The sequence below is a fragment of the Winogradskyella sp. KYW1333 genome (genome assembly GCF_003335675.1).
Lineage (GTDB): Bacteria > Bacteroidota > Bacteroidia > Flavobacteriales > Flavobacteriaceae > Winogradskyella.
On the sequence record NZ_QPHL01000015.1, the window covers coordinates 38,931 to 60,525 of the forward strand.

Annotated in this window: 23 protein-coding genes; 14 read left to right on the top strand and 9 right to left on the bottom strand. The window is 32.5% G+C overall.

Features of this window, described 5'->3' with window-relative positions; all coding sequences use genetic code 11:
• Positions 1-18: 18 nt before the first annotated feature.
• Both DUZ96_RS05825 and DUZ96_RS05830 read right to left on the bottom strand, forming a co-directional pair.
• The gene (locus tag DUZ96_RS05825) at positions 19-306 is read right to left on the bottom strand and encodes a cell division protein ZapA (RefSeq protein ID WP_114301021.1); all 288 of its coding nucleotides are present in this window, start codon (positions 304-306) and stop codon (positions 19-21) included.
• Positions 307-324: 18 nt separating this feature from the next.
• Complete coding sequence (locus DUZ96_RS05830; RefSeq protein WP_114301022.1) at positions 325-615, bottom strand: hypothetical protein; 291 nt, start codon at positions 613-615, stop codon at positions 325-327.
• Positions 616-794: 179 nt separating this feature from the next.
• Between DUZ96_RS05830 and DUZ96_RS05835 the strand changes: the two genes are divergently transcribed.
• Both DUZ96_RS05835 and DUZ96_RS05840 read left to right on the top strand, forming a co-directional pair.
• Entirely contained in the window at positions 795-2,483 is a 1,689-nt protein-coding gene (locus DUZ96_RS05835; RefSeq protein ID WP_114301023.1) for a M23 family metallopeptidase, read from the top strand.
• Between the two features lie 48 nt (positions 2,484-2,531).
• The gene (locus DUZ96_RS05840) at positions 2,532-4,958 is read left to right on the top strand and encodes a carboxypeptidase-like regulatory domain-containing protein (RefSeq protein ID WP_114301336.1); all 2,427 of its coding nucleotides are present in this window, start codon (positions 2,532-2,534) and stop codon (positions 4,956-4,958) included.
• Here the strand turns inward: DUZ96_RS05840 and DUZ96_RS05845 are convergent.
• On the bottom strand, positions 4,955-6,100 hold the full coding sequence (locus DUZ96_RS05845) for a cysteine desulfurase family protein (RefSeq protein WP_114301024.1): 1,146 nt from the start codon (positions 6,098-6,100) through the stop codon (positions 4,955-4,957). The genes DUZ96_RS05840 and DUZ96_RS05845 overlap by 4 nt on opposite strands.
• Positions 6,101-6,186: 86 nt before the next feature.
• Between DUZ96_RS05845 and DUZ96_RS05850 the strand changes: the two genes are divergently transcribed.
• The gene (locus DUZ96_RS05850) at positions 6,187-7,110 is read left to right on the top strand and encodes a hypothetical protein (protein ID WP_114301025.1); all 924 of its coding nucleotides are present in this window, start codon (positions 6,187-6,189) and stop codon (positions 7,108-7,110) included.
• On the opposite strand, the gene DUZ96_RS05855 is transcribed toward DUZ96_RS05850, so the two are convergent.
• Together DUZ96_RS05855 and DUZ96_RS05860 are read right to left on the bottom strand one after the other, a co-directional pair.
• Positions 7,111-7,668: a Smr/MutS family protein gene (locus DUZ96_RS05855; RefSeq protein ID WP_114301026.1), complete on the bottom strand. Its 558-nt coding sequence runs from the start codon at positions 7,666-7,668 to the stop codon at positions 7,111-7,113.
• Positions 7,658-7,870 carry a hypothetical protein gene (locus tag DUZ96_RS05860; RefSeq protein ID WP_114301027.1) on the bottom strand — a complete coding sequence of 71 codons (213 nt, stop codon included), beginning with the start codon at positions 7,868-7,870 and terminating at the stop codon, positions 7,658-7,660. The genes DUZ96_RS05855 and DUZ96_RS05860 overlap by 11 nt, the downstream gene beginning before the upstream one ends.
• A 179-nt stretch (positions 7,871-8,049) precedes the next feature.
• On the opposite strand from DUZ96_RS05860, the gene DUZ96_RS05865 reads away from it, so the two are divergent.
• Both DUZ96_RS05865 and DUZ96_RS05870 read left to right on the top strand, forming a co-directional pair.
• The gene (locus DUZ96_RS05865) at positions 8,050-8,256 is read left to right on the top strand and encodes a DUF2752 domain-containing protein (protein WP_409010765.1); all 207 of its coding nucleotides are present in this window, start codon (positions 8,050-8,052) and stop codon (positions 8,254-8,256) included.
• A 22-nt stretch (positions 8,257-8,278) separates the two neighbouring features.
• Positions 8,279-8,611 (top strand): CCC motif membrane protein, encoded by a 333-nt coding sequence (locus tag DUZ96_RS05870; protein WP_114301029.1) that lies wholly within the window; start codon positions 8,279-8,281, stop codon positions 8,609-8,611.
• A gap of 62 nt (positions 8,612-8,673) precedes the next feature.
• On the opposite strand, the gene rocD is transcribed toward DUZ96_RS05870, so the two are convergent.
• Entirely contained in the window at positions 8,674-9,951 is a 1,278-nt protein-coding gene (gene rocD / locus DUZ96_RS05875; protein WP_114301030.1) for an ornithine--oxo-acid transaminase, read from the bottom strand.
• A gap of 295 nt (positions 9,952-10,246) precedes the next feature.
• On the opposite strand from rocD, the gene rlmD reads away from it, so the two are divergent.
• Genes rlmD through DUZ96_RS05890 form a run of 3 tightly spaced genes read left to right on the top strand, consistent with a single transcriptional unit; the run spans position 10,247 to position 12,967 of the window.
• Complete coding sequence (rlmD, locus tag DUZ96_RS05880; RefSeq protein WP_114301031.1) at positions 10,247-11,698, top strand: 23S rRNA (uracil(1939)-C(5))-methyltransferase RlmD; 1,452 nt, start codon at positions 10,247-10,249, stop codon at positions 11,696-11,698.
• Between the two features lie 2 nt (positions 11,699-11,700).
• Positions 11,701-12,240 (top strand): DUF6452 family protein, encoded by a 540-nt coding sequence (locus tag DUZ96_RS05885; protein ID WP_114301032.1) that lies wholly within the window; start codon positions 11,701-11,703, stop codon positions 12,238-12,240.
• A complete protein-coding gene (locus DUZ96_RS05890; protein WP_220222699.1) occupies positions 12,206-12,967 on the top strand; it encodes a DUF6048 family protein in 762 nt (253 codons plus the stop codon). Before DUZ96_RS05885 ends, DUZ96_RS05890 begins: the two co-directional genes overlap by 35 nt.
• 612 nt (positions 12,968-13,579) lie before the next feature.
• Here DUZ96_RS05890 and DUZ96_RS05900 read toward each other — a convergent pair.
• Positions 13,580-14,530 (bottom strand): phosphoribosylaminoimidazolesuccinocarboxamide synthase, encoded by a 951-nt coding sequence (locus DUZ96_RS05900; protein WP_114301034.1) that lies wholly within the window; start codon positions 14,528-14,530, stop codon positions 13,580-13,582.
• Positions 14,531-14,533: 3 nt separating this feature from the next.
• Entirely contained in the window at positions 14,534-15,487 is a 954-nt protein-coding gene (locus DUZ96_RS05905) for a PhoH family protein (RefSeq protein ID WP_114301035.1), read from the bottom strand.
• A gap of 111 nt (positions 15,488-15,598) precedes the next feature.
• Between DUZ96_RS05905 and DUZ96_RS05910 the strand changes: the two genes are divergently transcribed.
• The 6 genes from DUZ96_RS05910 to dnaN all read left to right on the top strand — a co-directional run bounded on the left by DUZ96_RS05910 (position 15,599) and on the right by dnaN (position 20,829).
• Positions 15,599-16,435 (top strand): S-adenosyl-l-methionine hydroxide adenosyltransferase family protein, encoded by an 837-nt coding sequence (locus DUZ96_RS05910; RefSeq protein ID WP_114301036.1) that lies wholly within the window; start codon positions 15,599-15,601, stop codon positions 16,433-16,435.
• 3 nt (positions 16,436-16,438) lie between these two features.
• A complete protein-coding gene (locus DUZ96_RS05915; protein ID WP_114301037.1) occupies positions 16,439-16,735 on the top strand; it encodes a putative quinol monooxygenase in 297 nt (98 codons plus the stop codon).
• A gap of 9 nt (positions 16,736-16,744) precedes the next feature.
• Positions 16,745-17,467 carry a gliding motility-associated ABC transporter permease subunit GldF gene (gldF, locus tag DUZ96_RS05920; protein WP_114301038.1) on the top strand — a complete coding sequence of 241 codons (723 nt, stop codon included), beginning with the start codon at positions 16,745-16,747 and terminating at the stop codon, positions 17,465-17,467.
• Between the two features lie 32 nt (positions 17,468-17,499).
• Positions 17,500-17,967 (top strand): hypothetical protein, encoded by a 468-nt coding sequence (locus tag DUZ96_RS05925; RefSeq protein ID WP_258774330.1) that lies wholly within the window; start codon positions 17,500-17,502, stop codon positions 17,965-17,967.
• The gene (gene gldG / locus DUZ96_RS05930) at positions 17,960-19,621 is read left to right on the top strand and encodes a gliding motility-associated ABC transporter substrate-binding protein GldG (RefSeq protein WP_114301040.1); all 1,662 of its coding nucleotides are present in this window, start codon (positions 17,960-17,962) and stop codon (positions 19,619-19,621) included. Before DUZ96_RS05925 ends, gldG begins: the two co-directional genes overlap by 8 nt.
• Before the next feature lie 89 nt (positions 19,622-19,710).
• On the top strand, positions 19,711-20,829 hold the full coding sequence (gene dnaN / locus DUZ96_RS05935; RefSeq protein ID WP_114301041.1) for a DNA polymerase III subunit beta: 1,119 nt from the start codon (positions 19,711-19,713) through the stop codon (positions 20,827-20,829).
• Between the two features lie 111 nt (positions 20,830-20,940).
• On the opposite strand, the gene DUZ96_RS05940 is transcribed toward dnaN, so the two are convergent.
• The gene (locus DUZ96_RS05940; RefSeq protein ID WP_114301337.1) at positions 20,941-21,303 is read right to left on the bottom strand and encodes a DUF4870 domain-containing protein; all 363 of its coding nucleotides are present in this window, start codon (positions 21,301-21,303) and stop codon (positions 20,941-20,943) included.
• Between the last annotated feature and the right edge of the window lie 292 nt (positions 21,304-21,595).

The window sequence follows — 21,595 nt, forward strand, 5'->3', positions numbered from 1 at the left end:
TTTTAAAGAACGTACGAGTTAAATATGTTTATTTAAAAGTCCATTTAAAGCTTCTAACTTCTGCTGAACTTCTTCATTAACATATTCCTTATCTATTGACTTTTGCTCTACTTGAGCCGCAAATTGCAAAGCACACATTGCTAACACATCTTGCTTATCTCTTACAGAGTAATTTTGCTCAAACTGTCCTATCATGGCTTCAATTTTTTTAGTAGCCTTTCTCAAACCCTCTTCTTGCTTTGGATTTATAGTTAATGGATAAACCCTATTTGCTATTGAAAGTTTAATTTTTAATTGATCTGACATCTAGTCTAATTTACAACTTTATTCTGAGAGTTGACTTATACAATGGTCAATATCTCTAATAAGTGCATTTATTTTGAGCTTTGTATCTCGTTTATTTTCGTCACCACCAAGCATTGAATTTGCTATTTTGAGTGTTTCGTATTTCTCGTTCCAAGAAGCTATTTCCTCTTGTTGTTCTAAGAATTTTTGTTGATGTTGTTCCAATCTCTCAGCTAGTTTTGCATTGGTTTGCTTTAAAACTTCTTGCTTGTGCAAAACCTTACTGATTTTATTCTCTAAGGCATCTACAATGTCTTCAATTTTACTCATTAAAGTAATTCAATACTATTTAAACAAAGTTAACATACCAAATGTAAAAACACAATTCTTTTACAATTATTTTTGTTTACAATAACGATCCATAAATAAAAACGTTAAGAAAAATATTAGTGTTTTTGAGTTTGCAATTCTTATTCAAATTAATATTTTAGCTACTATTGAAATTTTTAATGAAAAAACTTCTGATTCTACTTTTTTTAAGCACTTCCTTGTATTCGCAATCAGAGTACCCTCAAGATTATTTTAACAACCCTCTAGATATAACACTTGTACTTTCAGGCACCTTTGCAGAATTAAGATCTTCACACTTTCATGGTGGTTTAGACATTAAGACCCAGCGCAAACAAGGTCTAAAAGTGTATGCTTCTGCTGAGGGATATGTAAGTCGCATTAAGATATCTCATTTTGGTTATGGAAAAGCACTTTACATAACACATCCTAATGGTTATACTACTGTTTACGGTCATTTGCAAAAATTTTCAAAGCGAATCGAAGAATACATCAAAATGTGTCAATATCAAAAGGAAAGTTATGAGGTTGAAGTATTTCCGGGACCTGAAGAGTTGCAAGTAGATGTCAATGAGATAGTTGCCTATTCTGGAAATACTGGTGGTTCTGGTGGACCACACCTTCATTTTGAAATTAGGGACAATCAGGAAAGACCAATTAACCCAATGCTTTTTGGTATTGATATTAAAGATACCAAAGCACCATTTGTTATTGGAGTTTATGCTTATCCGAAAAATAAGGATGCTTTGATTAATGGTAAAAATAAGCGCGTACCATTGAGACTAATACCTAAGAAAAATGGTGATTATGAGGTTGAAAAAATTACAGCTCAAGGAGATATAGGATTTGGAGTTACAACCTATGACAAACAAGATCTTGCTCCAAACAGCAATGGTGTAAGCAACATACAAACTTTTTTTAATGGTAACAAAAGCCTTGAGATCGATTTTAAACGTTTCAGTTTTAATGAAACGAAGCATATTAAGCGATTGATTGACTATGAGTACTGGAAGACCAAAAAATCTAGAATTCAAAAACTTTTTATTGAACCTAACAACCCTCTAAGTTTGTATAAAGATGCCTATGACAGTGGGTTTGTTAAAGTTGAAGACAGCACCTCTTCAGTATACAAAATTAGGATAAGAGATTATAAACAGAATGAAACATGGGTTAACATTCCCATTAAAGGAAAACGACTAGAACTTCAAATAAAATTAGAGGAAATTATTAGTGGGAAATCATTAGTTTATAGTGATCGAAGTACAGAATTAAATTCTGAAAATGTCACAGTAAATTTTTATAAAAATACAGTGTACGATGATGAATGGATCGATTTTAGTGTAAGTTCAGATACGCTTCAATTACATGAAGACAAAATACCACTTCAGAAGAATTTTTATATTAATTATGATATAAGCAATTACAAAATTCAACATCAGGATAAATTATTTATTGCCAGATTATATGGGTATTACAAAAAACCCAGCTACGTTTACACAACTAGAAAAGGAAATACACTAAGTGCTGGCAGTAAGATTTTTGGAACATATACCCTAGCAATGGACACAATAGCTCCTACAATTAAACCCTTAAATTTCCAACGGAAAAAGTGGTTAAGCAAATACCGTTACCTCAAAATTAAAATTGATGATGATTTGTCAGGGATAAGCAAATATAGAGCAACTGTAAATGGCAAATGGATCCTGATGGAATACGATTACAAAACAAAATCTTTAATACACGATTTTAATGATAATGTTGTCAAGGATACCAAGAATGATTTAAAAATTATTGTTACGGATAATGTTGGAAATAGTTCTACATTTGAAGCAACCTTTTTTAGAAAATAAATTAATCTATTGAAACGCTCTAATATAATAATATTCGTCACCCTCTTGATAGGACTCTTGTCCTTCTCACAATCAGCTACTATAAGAGGTGTAATACTAGATGAGAATAATTACCCGATAAGCGAAGTAAATATCAAAGCAAGTACTGGAGAAGGAATTGCTACAAATATTAATGGATTTTACGAATTAAAGATATCTTCTGGTCAAGAGGTATCGGTAGAATTCACGCATATTAGTCACAAACGTATTCTTCAGGTTTTTAATTTAAAAAATGGGCAGGAAGTTGAGTTTAATCCTGTTATGAAGCAAGAAGTAGAGCAAATAGCTACTGTTGTATTGACCAGTAGTACTAGACAAAAAGTAAATGGTGTTACAACAATTGCCCCAAAGGTTATTAGAACTATAAAAGGTGCTCAGCCTGGAGTAGAAAATATCCTTAAGACTTTACCAGGTGTGAATATATCGAACGAACTGAGCACACAATATTCTGTAAGAGGTGGAAATTTTGATGAAAACTTAGTTTACGTCAATGAAATTGAAGTTTACAGACCATTTTTAATAAGATCTGGTAACCAAGAAGGTTTAAGTTTTGTCAATACAGACTTAGTTGCAAACGTTGATTTTTCTGCTGGAGGCTTTCAGTCTAAGTACGGTGATAAGCTCTCCTCAGTATTAGATATTACCTATCGTAATCCTGTGGATTTTGGAATTAGGGCTGATCTTAGTTTGCTCGGTGGAAGTATAGCTGGCGAGACAGTTTCTAAAGATGGTAAATTCTCTGGTATTGCTGGAGTTAGATATAGAGACAATAGTTTAATTTTAAACAATCTTGAAACCGATGGAAATGTTGAACCTGTTTTTGCGGACGCACAAACTTATCTTACATATCGTTTTTCTGATAAGTTTCATCTAAATTTCTTAGGAAATATTTCATTAAACAAGTATAACTTTCAACCAGAAAATAGACAGACCAATTTTGGTACTTTAGAACAACCTGTAGCTCTTTTAGTGTTTTATGATGGACAAGAAGAGGACGAATACCAAACTTATTTTGGAGCATTTAAAGCCAGTTATTTTGTAAATGATGATCTCACACTTAAACTTATTGGTTCTGCTTATCATACAGTTGAACAAGAATTCTTCGATATTTTTGCTCAATACCGATTAGGTGAAGTAAATACCAATATTGGAGATGATGATTTAGGTGAAGTTGAATTTAGTGAAGGTATAGGTTCTCAATTAACTCATGCTAGGAATGAATTAGATGCTTTTATTGTTAATGTTGAACATCGCGGAGATTACAGTGTTGACGAAGAAAGTACTGTGGAGTGGTCAATTAAGTATACCGATGAAGATATTCGCGATCGACTTGTTGAATATGAAGTTATTGACTCAGCAGGTTTCTCTATTAGACCGCCAAATTTTAATCAACCAAACTTACAGCCTTACGAACCATTTTCAGGACCATTAACCGCTTTTGAAAATATTAGAGCGCTCAACAGAGCAAAAATTCAGAGAATTCAAGCGTTTGCTCAATACAGTAAACGTACCTCTTGGGGTGACAATGAAGTTTTCTACAATGCAGGTATAAGAGCACACAATTGGACAGTTAGCGGTGTGGGGATTGAATCAAACACACAAACAGTTTTTAGCCCTCGAGCTCAATTTGCAATTAAACCAAATTGGGATAAAGACATGCTCTTTAGAATAGCAGGAGGACTTTACTACCAACCACCATTTTATAGGGAGTTAAGAGATTCATCCGGTGTTGTACAACCAAATGTGAAAGCACAAAAATCATTTCATATTGTTGTTGGTAACGAATATAGTTTTGAGATGTGGGATAGACCTTTCAAACTGGTTACTGAAGCCTATTATAAAGGTATGACCGATGTAAATCCTTATACCTTGGAAAATGTGAGAATTCGTTATAGAGCCAAAAATAATGCAGAGGCCTATGCCTATGGGTTAGATATGAGGTTAAATGGGGAATTTGTACCTGGTACAGAATCATGGTTTAGTTTTGGTTATTTAAAAACCGAAGAAAATATTGATAATCGAGGTTATATAGCAAGACCAACCGATCAAAGATTAAAATTTGGTGCTTTATTTCAAGATTATGTACCTAACATGCCAGATTTGAAAATGTATTTAAATTTAGTATATAATACCGGAGTTCCGGGCGGTTCACCTAGTTACGCCGATCCTTATGATTTTCAAATTAGACTTAGAGACTACCGTCGTGCAGATTTAGGTATTTCATACGAAATCGTAAATCCTGAAAGAAGGTACAGAAGTAATTGGAAAAAAGCATTTAAAGAATTCTCGATTGGTTTTGAAATCTACAACATGTTCAATAACCAAAATTCTATTACCAATACTTGGGTTAGAGATGTATATAGTAAACGTCAGTTTGCTATTCCTAATTACCTGACGCCTCGTGTTTTTAATTTACGCTTGTCTGCTAGATTTTAGGAATTTACAAATTCATTCAATACATCTATTACATAATCTAGTTCTTCTTTTGTATTAAAACTACTAAACGAGAATCTAACAGAAGGTTTCATTAAATCATCTTTATTAAGGATAGCGCTCAGAACATGTGATTGTTGACTACTACCGCTTTGGCATGCACTACCCTTAGAACAGGCTATTCCTTTTAAATCTAATTGAAACTGTAGCATAGGTGCTTTTTCAGGATTAATTGGTAAACATATGTTTACAAGTGTATATGTACTATTTTCTAAATCATTACATCCTCCATTAAAACCTACCCTCGGTATTATGTGCTGAAGTCTTTCTATAAAATATGATTTTAAACCTAGCACGTATTCATGTTCCTTTTCCAATTTTTTGTAGGCTTGCCCTAAAGCTTCATCCATACCAACTATATTGTGAATAGACTCTGTACCAGCTCTATAACCTCTCTCCTGTTCTCCACCAAAAATCAATGGTTTTAGGCCAGATTCTTTTCTAATAAAACAGAATCCAACACCTTTAGGGCCATGAAATTTATGTGCACTTGCTGCAAGAAAATCTACAGGGATTTTATCTAGATCTAATTTAAAATGTCCAATCGATTGAACGGTATCCGTATGAAATAGTGCACCATAGGATTCACATAATTTTGCTACCTTTTCAATATCCAATATATTCCCAATCTCGTTATTAATATGCATAAGACTTACTAATGCCTTATCACTTCTTTTTAATAACTCCTCCAAATGGTCGTAATTGATAAAACCATTAATATCAACTTCAACAAAGTTTATTTTAACACCATACTCGTTTTGAAGCTGTTCTGCAGTATGTATAACGGCATGATGCTCGATTAGAGAAGTAATTATTTCAGTAACACCTAGATCCCTTACTGCACTTCGCAAAGCTAAATTATCTGCTTCAGTACCACCTGAGGTAAATACAATTTCACCCGGAGATACATTAAAGTAACTTGCAATATTTTTTCTGCATTGCTCCAAAAGGGCTTTAGAAGAACGTCCAAAACTATGAGTAGATGAAGCGTTACCAAAGTTTTCTTTTAACACTTCAGTCATCCTATCAATCACTTGCGGTCGCAATGCGGTTGTTGCTGCATTATCTAAATATACTGACTTCATGGTGCAAAAATATCATAAATAAAATTAATTAAATACTTCAGCGTTATAATTTCACAAATCCGTTATTTTTGTTGAAAATTAATTCTATGACACGTCGTTTTTTTGCTCTTATTTTATTAGTCTTCTTATCCTCGTGTGATGATGGTGACATTATTAATGTACAATTAGAATTTGACGAGGAATTAGATCGATGTGATAACTTTGAGAATTTTTATCTACTATTCGATACGCGTAATGATCCTAACGAAGCTTTAATATTATCATTACCAAAGCCAACATATGACTACTTATTTACGGATGAAACTGCTGAAAATGAACCTCACATGGTACAAATTGGCTCTGGTACAGGTATCAGGTTTAACTATAGAACATACAGTAATGTAATTGGTAATAATGTTTTATGTGATGAATTGAGTGATGCTAGTTTAGTGGTTATAGATGACTACGAAACAGATGGTGGTAATGTTAATGTAACAGTTACAATTGTGGACGATGATAATGATGGTATACCAACAGAAGATGAAGATTTAGATGGTGACGGTGATCCTAACAATGATGATTTTGATGGTGATGGTATTCCAAATTATTTAGACGAAGATGATGATAATGACAATGTAAAAACAATTAACGAGGATGATAATGACGATGGAGATAATAATCCATTTACAAATCCTAGGAATACAGATGGTGAAGACGAACCTGATTATTTAGATAATGACGATGATAATGATGGTGTTTTAACGCGTCTTGAAGACCCAACAGAGGATAAGAATCCGTTAAATGATTTTGTACCAAATGAGGAAGGTATCAATGTTGTAAGGTTTCTCTACAATCACCCAACAGCTATGGAAGCGTTTCCTGAATCTGGTTTTATAAATAACACCTACACCCGGACAACAACAAGTTTTTTTATTTTAGAGGATATTGGTCTAGATATTATCAATGCTACAATAATAAATCTAGGTAGTTTCGTTAGTCCTATTGAAAATGTAACCACAGAAAACGATTAATTAAGGACTTATATTCTGAAATATCCTTACTTCAGTTGCGCCTAAACCATAAGTTTTATAATCTGCGTCATAAAACTGTACATTATTGTAGCGCCTAAATAGTGTTTCTAATTCTTGTCGCAATACACCTTCACCAACTCCATGAATAAAAACTATCTTGGGTATTCTGTTTGTGATCGCATTTTCTAATCGCCTTCTAGCTGTATTAACTTGTAAATTCAACATGTCAAAATTAGTCATACCCTTAGTAGAATCCGTTAAATGATGTATATGCAGATCCACAACTATCTTTGGTGCATGTCTATGCTTTGGTTTTGCGGTAGCTTGATGTCTTCTCCTTATTACTTCTTTTTCTTTTTTGATAGTGTCAATATCGGTATTGATCACAGCTTGCTTTAACCTTTTATCGGTTGAAGTAACAATTAGTTCATGAGCTTCAAATTGTATTTCAAATCCATCCTCATCTTCGATAGTAACTACTAAACCTGAAATATTATTGACAACACCTTTTATGTTATCGTCAATCGTTTCAACACTATCACCTATACTAATCTTCATCTTCAGATTTAATAAAAGTTTCACCTTCTTGCTTATCAAATTTGCTTGGAATATTTCTTGAAGTTCTATATATCCCAAACATCAATAAAACGATACCTGCAATTAACATATATGTATCTTGTTTCTCATCTGCTTGCGCATAAAGGGCTATGCCTCCACCTATAATTATTGCCAATAAATTAACTATTCTTGAAATGTTCATCTTATTAGAGAATTAAGAGCTACAAAAATAAGACAACGTACTTTTTATTAATCAATTCCCTAAAAGTATTTTTCATTTCTTAAATTAGCGTAATGCTTTTTATGATAAAAGGAATAGACGAATACATGCTTCCCTGCATGTGGAAAAAAACATTTAACGTAGACTGCATGGGTTGTGGCATGCAACGGTCAATTGCCTTAATTCTTGAAGGTAAATTTGTTGCTGCTTTATATATGTATCCAGCAATTTACACGTTGATTGCTATGTTTACCTTTTTACTAATCCATTTAAAATTTCATTTTAAAAACGGCCATAAAATATTACTCGGTCTTTTTATTTTAAATATTAGTATTATTGTAATAAGTTTTCTAATCAAAACATTTTAACCTTAAAAATAAATCAACTCTCATGGAAAAACAAATGTTACCTAATGCAACACTAGCCCTAGTTATGGGTATTTTATCAATAGTAGGTTGTTGTTGTTACGGATTACCAGGAATTATTTTCGGAATAGTAGCAATTATTATATCTACTAAATCTGAAAAATTGTATAAAGAAAATCCAGAAAATTATCTTGGCTACGGTAACGTTAAAGCTGGAAAAATAATGGGTATCATAGGTATAGTTTTAAGTATACTTTTGGTTTTGTTTTACGTATGGTTAGTAGTTACTTTTGGTTGGGAAGCCTTACAAGATCAAGAACTTATGCAAGAGAGAATGCAAGAAATGATGGGGCAATAAGAATTTTAAATAACTAAAAAAAGCGACCAAATGGTCGCTTTTTTTTATTCTTAAACGAATTCTTATTCAAATTCTTTTAATGATTTTTTAATAATCGATACGCATTCCAGCAACTGATCTTCAGTCATTATTAATGGTGGTGCAAAACGTATCATATTACCATGAGTAGGTTTTGCCAAAAGTCCATTGTCTCTTAACTTTAAGCATATATTCCAGGCTGTATCACTATCTTCATCATCATTAATTATAATTGCATTTAGCAATCCTTTACCACGTATTGAGCTGACAATATTACTACATTTAATATATTTATTCATTTCGGCTCTAAATAGATTTCCAAGGTAATCTGCATTTTCTGCTAAATTCTCTTCTTTTACAACTTCTAGAGCAGCTATAGCAACTGCAGCTGCAATAGGATTACCACCAAAAGTACTACCATGGTTTCCAGGTTGTATAACCTTCATAATATAATTATTAGCCATTACAGCAGAAACTGGGTATAAACCGCCACTTAACGCTTTTCCTAAAACAAGAATATCTGGTTTTACATCTGGCGTACCTGAGCAATCTTTGTTTTTACAAGTACAATTGCCACAAGTAGCCAATAATCTACCGGTTCTCGCTATTCCAGTTTGTACCTCATCAGCAATAAAGAGTACATTATACTTTTCACATAAAGCCTTAGCTTCTTTTAAATAATTTTCGCTAGGTACATATACACCAGCCTCACCTTGAATTGGTTCAACCAAAAATCCTGCAACATTTTCATTGGAACTTAGCACTTGCTCTAATTCCTTTAAATTATCATACTCAACTTTAATAAAACCATCTGTATATGGTCCAAAATGTTGACGTGCTACAGGGTCATTTGAAAATGAAATTATAGTTGTAGTTCTACCATGGAAATTATTTTTGCAAACAATAATCTCAGCCTTATTTAAATCAATACCCTTTACCTCGTAAGCCCATTTTCTGCAAATCTTAATAGCTGTTTCTACAGCTTCTGCTCCTGAGTTCATTGGTAGCATTTTATCAAATTTAAAGTACTTTGTCGCGTACTTTTCATAACGCCCAAGCATATCATTGTAAAACGCTCTTGAAGTTAATGTAAGGCGTTGCGCCTGCTCTGTCATTGCATTTACAATCTTTGGATGACAGTGCCCTTGGTTTAATGAAGAATATGCAGATAAAAAGTCGTAATACTTTTTTCCTTCCACATCCCAAACAAACACACCTTCTCCTTTATTAAGTACCACTGGTAACGGATGATAATTCTGGGCTCCATACTTGTTTTCTAGTGCCATCGCTTCCTGCGATGAAATGTGGTCTAAAACAGCCATTTTAAATCGTTTTTAAATTAAAAAATAACCATTCCTTATCTACCTTTATTCTTTCGAAGAAGTTCCGAAAATTCAGCGTGGGAAAGAAATCATCCCTAGGAATGTGCAAATTAATAAATATTCCCGTTGATTTAAAATCCTATTCTAATATTTTGCCACTTACCTAAGGTACCTAAAGTTTTAATTGTTGTTTATTCTCATCATAATTGTAAAATTAGAAAAGAACCAAATTTATTTTCAAACCATTTAAAGATCGTCTAAATGCACTTATATTTGCACTCATATTTTCCAATATATGCCAAGAAGAGAGCGCAACAAATTTGTAAAACGTGGACAAATAATTGAAATTTCAATTGAGGATTACGCCTTTGGCGGAAAAGGGATTGGACGTATTCGTAACGAACATGGAGAATTTGTAGTATTCGTTCCTAATACTCTTCCTGGCCAATTAGTAAAGGCACAGATAAAAAAATCGAGTAAAAAATATGCAGAAGGTAAACTTCTTGAAATTTTAAAGTCGTCAGAAGACGAAATTGAAGTGTCTTACCAAGACATTCCTGGTGCACCATATATTCAATTACCCATTGAGAAACAACACCTTTATAAAAAACAAAGTACGTTAGAGCTTTTTAAACGTATTGGGAAGGTTTCAAATATTGAGGAAAAGCTAGATGAATTTGTAAATTCACCTAACACTTTTCATTATAGAAATAAAATGGAATATGGGTTTTCGGCTATTGGATACGATAGAGAATTGAAAACCGATGTAGATGAGTTTACTCTAGGGTTTAAAAGAAGAGGACTTTGGTGGTGCGGTGAAAACTTAAATAAAGATTCGGGACTCTTTGACCAACAAGTTGAAGACAATCTTAAAAACATAAGAGAGTACTGCCAGAAAAGTGGTTTACCATCATGGCATGGTCCAAAAAAAGAAGGATTCTTTCGGTATTTTGTGATTAGAAAATCTTATAACACCAACAGACTTCTTTTTAACCTAGTTACAACATCCAATGGTTTAGATCAATTTCATTTAGACAAATTCGCCAAATATTTAGTAGAAATTTTTGAAGAGAGAGTTGCCGGTTTATTGCATACCATAAATGATGAAATTGGTGATAGAACAATTGCGACTACAGGGTCAATTAATTTAGTATATGGAGATGATAAAATAGTTGAAGAACTTCTTGGTCTGAACTTTGAAATAAGTATGAAAAGCTTTTTTCAAACCAATCCAAAATGCGCGGAAAAATTATACTCTAAGGTAATTGACTATGCCCTAGAAAACAAAGCTTCCATAGATAACAATATTGTTTTGGATTTGTTCTGTGGTACTGGGACAATTGGGCAAATATTGGCAAGTAAAGCCCATAATGCTCAGATCGTTGGAGTAGACATTGTTGCATCAGCTATTGAAGATGCAAAAGAAAACGCAAAACGGAACAAAATTGATGGCCTAAAATTTTTTGCTGCAGATGTTGGTAAGTTTTTAACAGAGCATCCAGAATACTATAATAAAATAAGGACCATCATATTAGATCCTGCACGTGCCGGAATTGCTCCTAAGACCCTTAAAAAAATAATAAACCTCAACGCAGAACGTTTGGTTTATGTATCTTGCAATCCAGCAACACAAGCTAGAGATACAGAGCAGTTAATGTTAGCAGGTTATAAAATTAAAAAGCTAAGCTTGGTGGATCAATTTCCTCACACAGCACACATAGAAACAGTGGTACTGTTTGAAAAATAAATATGAATAGAATAAAATTTTTAATACTTAGTATAGCCACTCTTCTGTTTGCATGTGAACGCGATGATATTTGTGCAGCAACAACTTCTACGACTCCGAGGTTAGTTGTTGAGTTTTACGATGTGGTTAATACGGATGACCTTAAAAGTGTGTCTAGACTTTCAGTTTATGGGGAAGGTTTAGTAACTGATCCTGATACCAGTTTAGATGAGACCTTAGTATTCAATACAAATACAAATGAAATAACATTACCCTTATTAATAGGTAATGAGAATGAACTCAATACGAGTAGGTTCATTTTAGAAAAAGATACCAATTTGAGATTGGATGAAAACGACACTACAAATTCAAATATGGATATTATAGAAATTTCATATACAACAGAATATGTCTATGTATCTAGGGCGTGTGGGTATAAGAGTCAATTTATTGGACTCTCTTTAAATGTAGAAGCCGATAGTGATTTATGGATAAGTAATATTGAAATCGTTGAATCAACCGTACAAGATGAAGACACAGTTCATGTTCGCATCTACCATTAGATGCGTTTTAGTTATGCTGTTGTTTTCATTAATTGCAACAGCCCAAAGCGAAGAAATAGAAACAGTTAAAGACACGCTTATTTATAAGCAAAAGTATGGCCTTCGTTTGGGTGCCGATATAAGTAAAATTGCCAGAACATTTGTTGATGATAATTATACAGGGTTAGAGCTAATGGGTGATTATCGTTTAACAAAACGCATATACCTAGCTGGGGAAATTGGAAATGAAGAGCGTACAATTGAGAACGAAGTTTTAAATAATACTACGAAAGGAAGTTATTTTAAAGGTGGTATCGATCTTAACTTCTATAGGAATTGGTTAGACATGGAGAACATGATTTATGCAGGTTTTAGAGCTGGGGCAAGTACGTTTAGTCAAACTTTGAATAGTTATGGTGTATATAATATAAATAATCAATACTGGAATGAACAGGTTTCAATAAATGAAAGTGAAGAATTCAAGGGTCTCACTGCGACATGGCTAGAGATTCAAATCGGTATAAAAGCAGAAATGTTCAATAACTTCTATGCTGGTTTTAATGTACAGCTCAAAGGACTTATTACCGAAACAGAACCTAATAATTTTGAAAACCTATATATTCCAGGATTTAATCGCACGTACGATAGTGGAAGATTTGGCACTGGATTTAACTTTAACCTATCCTATTTAATTCCAATTTTCAAAAAAGACAAAATTGTTGTGCAAGAAAAAGAAGCTGACGAATAAAGTCGATTAATTATCTGAAAACACGTTAAGGATTTTAAGGCTGCTCATTTTTTTCTTTCTTTTCTTTATCAAACCTTCCCTTTATGGATAAATAATCTATCATAGAATTATTAGAAAGCAAATACTCTGAATTAATTACTTGGCTAAAAAATCATCCTGATGAAAAATGGACCGAAGGACCTGAAGGTAAGTGGTCAGCAGGTGAACAAGCACTGCACCTTTTACAGAGTATAAAACCATTAAACAATTCTTTAAGCTTACCTAAGTTTTTCTTAAAATATAGATTCGGAAAAGCGAATAGACCTGTTAGAGTTGCGACGCCATAGTAAATCGTTACCATGAAAGACTTGAGGAATCAAAAGGCAAAACATTCAAAGGGTCTCAAAAAATGAAAAGACTCAATTTGGAAGACAAACATTATATAATTAATAGGCTTCAAACTGAAAATAAAAAGCTATAGTACAAGACTAAAAAATAAGTTATAAAAACTTATATGATGTCATTTTACCTCATCCACTTATGGGTAAAATACCTGTGCGAGAATTAATAATGTGGACAGCCTATCATGTTGAACATCATCTAAATACCTTAAAAAATAATTATATCTAAAAATTACTTTTCTAGATATGCAAGGACGTTTGCCTCTATCCTACCTTGAATATCAGATATATCGCCTTTTTCAAAAGTATCACCAGTTATATTTTCGTAAAGTTCAATATATCTATCACTAACAGTTTCAATATATTCATCGGACATAAAAGGTACCAACTGTCCTTCTAATCCTTGAAATCCATTGGTAATTAACCATTGACGCACAAATTCTTTAGATAATTGTTTCTGAGCTTCTCCTCTATCCTGTCGTTCCTTATAGCCCTCAGCATAGAAATAACGTGAAGAATCTGGAGTATGGATTTCATCAATCAATACAATTTTACCATCCTTGGTTTTACCAAATTCGTACTTAGTATCAACTAAAATTAAACCGCGCTCTGCCGCAATTTCGGTACCGCATTGAAATAATTTACGAGTGTAGTCTTCAAGAGTTAGGTAGTCTTCTTCAGACACAATACCACGTTTTAAAATATCCTCCCGTGATATATCTTCATCATGATCTCCTTTTTCTGCTTTTGTCGCTGGTGTAATAATTGGTTCAGGAAATTTGTCATTTTCCTTCATTCCTTCTGGCATTGTCACACCACAAAGCAATCGGTTACCTGCCTTATATTCTCTAGCTGCATGACCAGACATATAACCTCGTATTACCATTTCAACCTTAAAGGGAGTACAAAGGTGTCCTACTGCAACATTAGGGTCTGGTGTAGCTAAAAGCCAATTTGGAACAAGATCTTCAGTTTCCTTCATCATCTTAGTGGCTATTTGATTTAGGATTTGACCCTTGTATGGAATACCTTTTGGCATTACTACATCAAAAGCTGATAATCTATCTGTAGCAATCATTACAAGTTGCTCATCATTGATATTATAAACTTCTCTAACCTTTCCCTTGTAGACACTTTTCTGATTAGGAAAATTAAAATTTGTATCTATTATGGTCTTACGCATTTCTTAGTCTCTATTTTCTATATTCTTATATGCAGCAATTACCTTCTTCACTAACTTATGGCGAATAACATCCTTATCATCTAAATATATCATCCCAATACCTTCCACATTTTTTAATACAAGTAGTGCTTCTTTTAAACCGGAAATGGTCCGTCTTGGTAAATCCACCTGACCAGGATCACCCGTTAATAAGAATTTTGCATTTTTACCCATACGAGTCAGGAACATCTTCATTTGAGCATGGGTAGTGTTTTGTCCTTCATCTAAAATCACAAATGCATTATCTAATGTGCGTCCTCTCATAAAAGCCAATGGCGCAATTTGAATAACACCTTTCTCTATATATGCGTCTAACTTTTCATGAGGAATCATGTCTCTTAATGCATCGTATAACGGTTGCATGTAAGGATCTAATTTTTCTTTTAAATCACCTGGTAAAAATCCTAGGTTCTCACCAGCTTCAACTGCTGGTCTCGTTAGTATAATGCGTTTTACCTCTTTATTTTTTAATGCTTGAACGGCCAAGGCAACACCAGTATAGGTTTTACCCGTACCAGCTGGACCAATAGCAAAAACCATATCGTTTTTACGAATACTTTCAACTAATTTTCTCTGATTTACAGTTTGTGCCTTAATTAATCTACCACCAACACCATGAACTATAACTTCTCCACTCTTAGCAGAAGTTGTATAATCATCACTACTTTGACTTGTTAAAATGCGCTCTATAACATTTTCATCAAGCTTATTATACTTACCAAAATGCTTCATTAGCATCATCATCCTTCTGTCGAACTCCTCGAGCAGATCTTCATCGCCATACGCTTTAATTTTATTACCTCTAGCAACAATTTTTAATTTTGGGAAATACTTCTTTAAAAGTTCAATATTTGCATTTTGGGCACCAAAGAATTCTTTGGGAGTAATTTCTTCTAGTTCTAGTATAATTTCATTCAAAAGCGTGAAGGATTTAGTATTTTAATCTGTTTTCTTTTATTAGTTTTGTAGTCACACAAATCTAGCAATTTTACTATCAGGTTTCTTAAAAAAATTATCAACAATTAATTCATGGCAATAATCACTTTAACGACTGATTTTGGAGAAAAAGACCACTTTGCCGGAGCAATTAAAGGTGCTATATATAGTGAACTTTCTAACACAAAAATTGTAGATATTTCTCATTCCGTTTCTCCTTTTAATATTTCTGAAGCTGCATATATAATTTTGAATGCTTATAGCAGTTTCCCTAAAGGAACCATTCATGTTATAGGTATTGACTCAGAGTTAAGTCCTGAAAATAAGCATATTGCAATAAAATTAGACGACCATTACTTTATCTGTGCAAACAATGGGATAATGAGTATGATTTGCGCTGAAATAGCACCAGAAAAGATTGTAGAAATAAATATACATGACAAGATTGAAACAAGTTTTCCTGTTTTAGACATTTTTGTAAAAGTCGCCTGTCATATCGCTCGAGGGGGTACTCTAGAGGTTATAGGAAAAGTTATTAACAACATTAAACCAATTAAGAATTTAGTGCCCTTTGTTAATGATGAAAAAAATCAAATTATAGGTAGTGTTATCTATATAGACAACTATGGTAATGTAGTTACCAATATTAAACGGATTTTTTTTGAAAACATTCAAAAAACGAGGTCTTTTGAAATTTCTGCTCGCAACCATAAATTCAGTAGGGTTTATAACAAATACAGCGATATCGTAAATTTTGATATTGAGGAATCTAGACGAAATGATGAAGGCAAAGGAATGGTAGTCTTTAATTCATCAGATTATCTAGAAATTGCAGTTTATAAAAGTAATTGCAGTACTACAGGAAGTGCATCTACCTTAATGGGCTTAAAAACAATGGATACCGTTACCGTCAACTTTAATAAAACTTAGACTGTGTTAGTAAGAATTGTAAAAATGAGTTTTGAACCTAGTAGAATTGATGAATTCATTGCTAATTTTGAGATCAATAAAAATAAAATAAGGGCGTTTTCAGGATGTAATCTATTAGAATTATATAGAGATAAAAACAATACAAATATCTTTATTACATATAGTTATTGGGATTCTGAAAAATCATTAAGCGCTTATAGAAATTCAGATCTGTTTAAAGCAGTTTGGGCAAAAACAAAACCATTTTTCAATGGCAAACCAGAGGCTTGGAGTGTAGATAAAATTGAAAGTTTAAATTAATAATTCATAATGTTAGCTATTTTAAAAAAAGAGATAAATACATTTTTTGCATCACCTATTGGTTATTTGGTGATAGGTGTTTTTCTTTTATTAAATGGTTTGTTTCTTTGGTTGTTTAAAGGCAATTTCAATGTTTTTAATGCTAGTGAAGCCAGTCTATCTTCATTTTTTCTTTTAGCACCATGGATTCTCATTTTTCTTGTTCCAGCAGTTACAATGCGTAGTTTTAGTGATGAAAAAAAACAGGGAACATTAGAATTATTGGTAACTAAGCCATTGACTCATTTTCAAATAGTCTTAGGAAAGTATTTTGGAGCATTAGTATTAATTTTATTGGCAGTATTGCCCACGTTGCTATATGTATATTCAATTTTAGAATTAAGTAGTCCTGAGACAGGAATCGATATTGGCAGTACCATTGGGTCATACTTTGGTTTAATATTTTTAATTGGTGCTTACACCTCCATAGGCGTATTTTCATCAACATTATCAGACAATCAAATTGTTGCTTTTATAATAGCAGTTTTTATCTGTTTCTTTTTTTATTTCGGCTTCGAAGGCTTATCAAATTATGCTTTATTAGGAGATTTATTCTATTTGGAAGATCTAGGAATGTCTGCTCACTATAACAGTATGAGTCGAGGCGTTATTGACACAAGAGATCTTATTTACTTTATTAGTATTTCAATAGCTTTTCTGTTGTTTACAAAACTTAAAATTCAAGAATCATAACTATGATCATTACTCCTATTTTAATCATCTTTATGTTTGTAGTTTTTTTACTATTGTTTTTATTTTTAAATACAGTAGACAGACGTAAGTGGCTGACCATATTAATAAGTTTAATACTGACTCCGTTTGCATATTACTATGTGTTTTACCCATTTATAAATATTATAAGTAGTTATCATCATCAAAAATATTTTAATAGTGAAGCTTGGATAGATACGCCAGCTCTACGTTATGAAATGATTGACCAAACTATTGAATCTGATACTTTGATTGGGCTTTCAAAAAGCAAAATAGAAGAAATACTCGGTAAACATGAATGGCTTTCTTGGGATGATGCTAAAAAGGACCTTGATGAAAATAAATGGAATTACGGTCTAGGAATTGAACCTGGAGCATTCAATAATCAAAAAGAATGTGCGGAGTTACAATTTAAAAATGACACACTCATTAAGATATTAAATTATCAAGAAGAAATAACGTTTAACAAAGAAGATGAATAAAAATATCCGTAATGTAGTTGGTGTTTTATTAGGATTAATCATAATTAATTTTTTGGCTAGTAAGGTTTATCATCGCTTTGATCTTACTAAGGATAAACGTTATACTTTATCCGATACCTCAAAGGACCTAATTAAGGATATTGACGCTCCTCTAATTATAGATATGTTCTTGGAAGGTGATTTTCCGTCAGAATTTAGGTTACTCCGTTCAGAAACCAAACAAATTTTAGAAGAATTCAGTCTAGAATCTAATCAGATATTAATTAATTACATCAATCCTATTGAAGATGAAGCAACGCGCCAACTCAATATTGATGAATTAACAAAATCTGGCCTGGAACCCTTTATAAATACTGACAATAGTACTGGCAAAGTTACTCAAGAGATTATTTTTCCATGGGCATTTGCAAGCTATAAGGACCAAACTGTTAAAATCCCCTTACTTAAACGTAGTATAACAAAAGGTTTAGCAGAACAAATTACGAACTCTATTCAATCATTAGAATATGCTTTTGCAGATGGTTTTAATAAATTAATTAAGCCTAAAAGTAAAAACATAGCAGTTTTAAAAGGAAATGGTGAGCTAGATGATTTGTATATAGCGGATTTCCTTCAAACTGTTAAGCCTTATTACAATTTAGCACAATTTACTTTAGATAGTGTATCCAGCAATCCACAAGGTACTTTAGATAAGTTAAGGTTTTACGACTTGATTATAGTTGCAAAACCTACGCAGGCTTTTAGTGAAAACGAGAAGTTAGTATTGGATCAATACACAATGAATGGAGGGAAAAGTCTATGGCTTACCGAATCAGTGGTTATGGACAAAGATAGTTTGTATAACGAAACAAATACGAGCGTATCGATATTAAGAGATTTAAATTTAAATGATTTCTTCTTCAATTATGGATTGCGTGTTAATCCTAGTCTTGTTAAAGATTTATTTTCGGCACCTATTATGCTGGCAATTGGTGAAGGTAGTCAAGCACAACTCCAACCTATACAGTGGCAGTATTCGCCTTTAGCTGCATCTAATGCCAACCATCCAATTACAAAAAATCTTAACCTTGTTAAATTTGATTTTTCAAGTCCCATCGATACTTTAAAAAATGGTATTGAAAAAACCATTTTACTAAGAAGTTCGCCCAATTCTAAAATTGAAGGTGTTCCAACTGAAATATCTTTAGCAGAGGTTACTAAAACACCAGACGGAAGTACATATAACGATGGAAGTCAAAACTTGGGCGTACTGCTAGAAGGTGAGTTTCATTCTGTCTACGATAAGCGTATCTTGCCTTTTAATGTAAGAGATTTTAAAAGCACTGGAAGACCATCTAAAATGGTAGTGGTATCAGATGGAGATATTATTAAAAATAAAGTTATTCGTAATAGACCTCAAGAATTAGGTTTTGATGAAGTAACAGGAAAATCTTTTGGCAACAAGGAATTCTTATTAAATGTCGTCAATTTTCTTTTAGATGATAAAGGACTTATAAACATAAGAGCTAAAGAAATAAGTGTTTCGTTTTTAGATTCTGAAAATATTAAAGAAAATAAAGTAAAATGGCAACTTATAAATATCGTATTACCACTAGTTTTACTTTGTGTCTTCGGATTTGCCTATAACTACTACAGAAGGAAAAAATACAGCTAGAATTTGTTAATAAGTTTGTTTTATAAAACCCATCTATTAAGATATATTTGTAAGACATTTTATTCTAGATATAAATCATTTTTACATTCATGAAATTTATAGTTTCAAGTACATATTTATTAAAGCAACTTCAGGTTTTAGGAGGTGTGATAAACAATAGTAATACTTTACCTATCCTAGATAACTTTTTGTTCGAATTAAGTCAGTCGAAATTGACGATTTCTGCAAGTGATTTAGAGACAACCATGTCTTCTACAATAGATGTAGAAAGTGATTCAGAAGGAAGTATCGCTTTACCAGCAAGATTATTATTAGACACGCTTAAGACATTTCCAGAGCAACCTCTAACGTTTGTTGTTGAAGATAACAGCACGGTAGAAATTAGCTCAAACCATGGTAAATATGCATTGGCTTATGCTGATGGTGCTGAATTTCCAAATGCAGTTACTGTTGAAGATGCAAGTAAAACTACAATAATGGGTGACATTCTTGCTACAGCAATTAGCAAAACTATTTTTGCTGCAGGTAATGATGACCTTAGACCTGTCATGAGTGGTGTTTTCTTTCAATTCTCTCAGGATAATTTAACGTTTGTAGCTACTGATGCTCACAAACTAGTTAAATATACAAGAGCTGATGTTAGTGCAACTGAATCTGCAGAGTTTATCATGCCAAAAAAACCATTAAATCTTTTAAAAGGTATTTTGGCCGGTAGTGATGATGATGTGTTAGTTGAATACAACGATTCTAATGCAAGGTTTACTTTTGAAAATTCTGTGTTAATCTGTCGTTTAATAGATGGCAAATATCCTAATTACGAAGCTGTAATCCCTAAGGAGAATCCTAATAAATTAGTCATTGATCGTACTCGATTTTTAAACTCAGTAAGACGAGTTAGTATATTCTCTAATAAAACTACGCACCAAATTAGATTAAAAATAGCAGGTGCCGAATTAAACATTTCCGCTGAAGATATTGATTATAGCAATAAAGCTGAAGAACGCTTAAGTTGTGATTATCAAGGCGATGATATGCAAATAGGCTTTAACTCTCGTTTCTTAACAGAAATGATAAATAACTTAAACTCTGATAACGTGCAGTTAGAAATGAGTTTACCAAACAGAGCAGGTATTCTAACACCAATTGATGGTTTAGATGAGGGAGAGCATTTAACAATGCTTGTTATGCCTGTGATGCTCAACAATTAACCAATTAGTTTTAATTGGTTTGATTATATGTGTTAATTAAACTTGACTTGACTAGTCATATAAAAAAAGCTCACTGAAAAGTGAGCTTTTTATTTTCCATTTCTTTAATAACTAACTAACAAAATTAAGAGATAATGGATAGCTAGGTAATTCTCCATTACTAGCTTTGATAGCATTTACAATAGGCATCACAAATGCTAAAATTCCTATTAATATTAATAATAATATTCCTAAACCAAATATCAAAATTAAAGGTATACTCAAGATGCAATATACGATGATACTTAATTGGAAATTTAAAATAGCTTTTCCATGAGCATCCATACCTTCTACATTATCCTTTTGTGTAGCCCAAAGTATTAGAGGTACTATTAAACCTCCAAATCCAGTGATGTAAGTCAATAATTGTGCTAAATGCGTAATCATTAACATCTGATTGTCTGTACGTTTAAGTGTGTGGTAATTTGATTCCATTTCTTGATTGTTTACATAGATATGACGCAAATAATCTAAATATGTTACACTATAAATATTAATTTTAACTCCCAATTTTTCTAATATGGTATCCATTAAACACCATTTAGTTATGGAAGACTGCATTAAATTACAAATTATGGTAATTAGTAACGAATGTTACACAGAAATAAAAATACATTTAGGACTATGACTTTACCGCACATTTATGTAGTTTGAAGCTGCTTAAGGCAGTTACTTTCCGATACAGAAAGTAAAAACATAACTATAATATCGTTTATAAGATTAGCGG

Excerpts from the sequence above, each read along its gene's own strand:
- DUZ96_RS05825 (WP_114301021.1), bottom strand. The coding sequence starts at position 306 with ATGTCAGATCAATTAAAAATTAAACTTTCAATAGCAAATAGGGTTTAT.
- DUZ96_RS05830 (WP_114301022.1), bottom strand. The coding sequence starts at position 615 with ATGAGTAAAATTGAAGACATTGTAGATGCCTTAGAGAATAAAATCAGT.
- DUZ96_RS05835 (WP_114301023.1), top strand. The coding sequence starts at position 795 with ATGAAAAAACTTCTGATTCTACTTTTTTTAAGCACTTCCTTGTATTCG.
- DUZ96_RS05845 (WP_114301024.1), bottom strand. The coding sequence starts at position 6,100 with ATGAAGTCAGTATATTTAGATAATGCAGCAACAACCGCATTGCGACCG.
- DUZ96_RS05850 (WP_114301025.1), top strand. The coding sequence starts at position 6,187 with ATGACACGTCGTTTTTTTGCTCTTATTTTATTAGTCTTCTTATCCTCG.
- DUZ96_RS05855 (WP_114301026.1), bottom strand. The coding sequence starts at position 7,668 with ATGAAGATTAGTATAGGTGATAGTGTTGAAACGATTGACGATAACATA.
- DUZ96_RS05860 (WP_114301027.1), bottom strand. The coding sequence starts at position 7,870 with ATGAACATTTCAAGAATAGTTAATTTATTGGCAATAATTATAGGTGGA.
- DUZ96_RS05865 (WP_409010765.1), top strand. The coding sequence starts at position 8,050 with ATGCAACGGTCAATTGCCTTAATTCTTGAAGGTAAATTTGTTGCTGCT.
- DUZ96_RS05870 (WP_114301029.1), top strand. The coding sequence starts at position 8,279 with ATGGAAAAACAAATGTTACCTAATGCAACACTAGCCCTAGTTATGGGT.
- rocD (WP_114301030.1), bottom strand. The coding sequence starts at position 9,951 with ATGGCTGTTTTAGACCACATTTCATCGCAGGAAGCGATGGCACTAGAA.
- rlmD (WP_114301031.1), top strand. The coding sequence starts at position 10,247 with ATGCCAAGAAGAGAGCGCAACAAATTTGTAAAACGTGGACAAATAATT.
- DUZ96_RS05885 (WP_114301032.1), top strand. The coding sequence starts at position 11,701 with ATGAATAGAATAAAATTTTTAATACTTAGTATAGCCACTCTTCTGTTT.
- DUZ96_RS05890 (WP_220222699.1), top strand. The coding sequence starts at position 12,206 with ATGAAGACACAGTTCATGTTCGCATCTACCATTAGATGCGTTTTAGTT.
- DUZ96_RS05900 (WP_114301034.1), bottom strand. The coding sequence starts at position 14,530 with ATGCGTAAGACCATAATAGATACAAATTTTAATTTTCCTAATCAGAAA.
- DUZ96_RS05910 (WP_114301036.1), top strand. The coding sequence starts at position 15,599 with ATGGCAATAATCACTTTAACGACTGATTTTGGAGAAAAAGACCACTTT.
- gldF (WP_114301038.1), top strand. The coding sequence starts at position 16,745 with ATGTTAGCTATTTTAAAAAAAGAGATAAATACATTTTTTGCATCACCT.
- DUZ96_RS05925 (WP_258774330.1), top strand. The coding sequence starts at position 17,500 with ATGTTTGTAGTTTTTTTACTATTGTTTTTATTTTTAAATACAGTAGAC.
- gldG (WP_114301040.1), top strand. The coding sequence starts at position 17,960 with ATGAATAAAAATATCCGTAATGTAGTTGGTGTTTTATTAGGATTAATC.
- dnaN (WP_114301041.1), top strand. The coding sequence starts at position 19,711 with ATGAAATTTATAGTTTCAAGTACATATTTATTAAAGCAACTTCAGGTT.
- DUZ96_RS05940 (WP_114301337.1), bottom strand. The coding sequence starts at position 21,303 with ATGGAATCAAATTACCACACACTTAAACGTACAGACAATCAGATGTTA.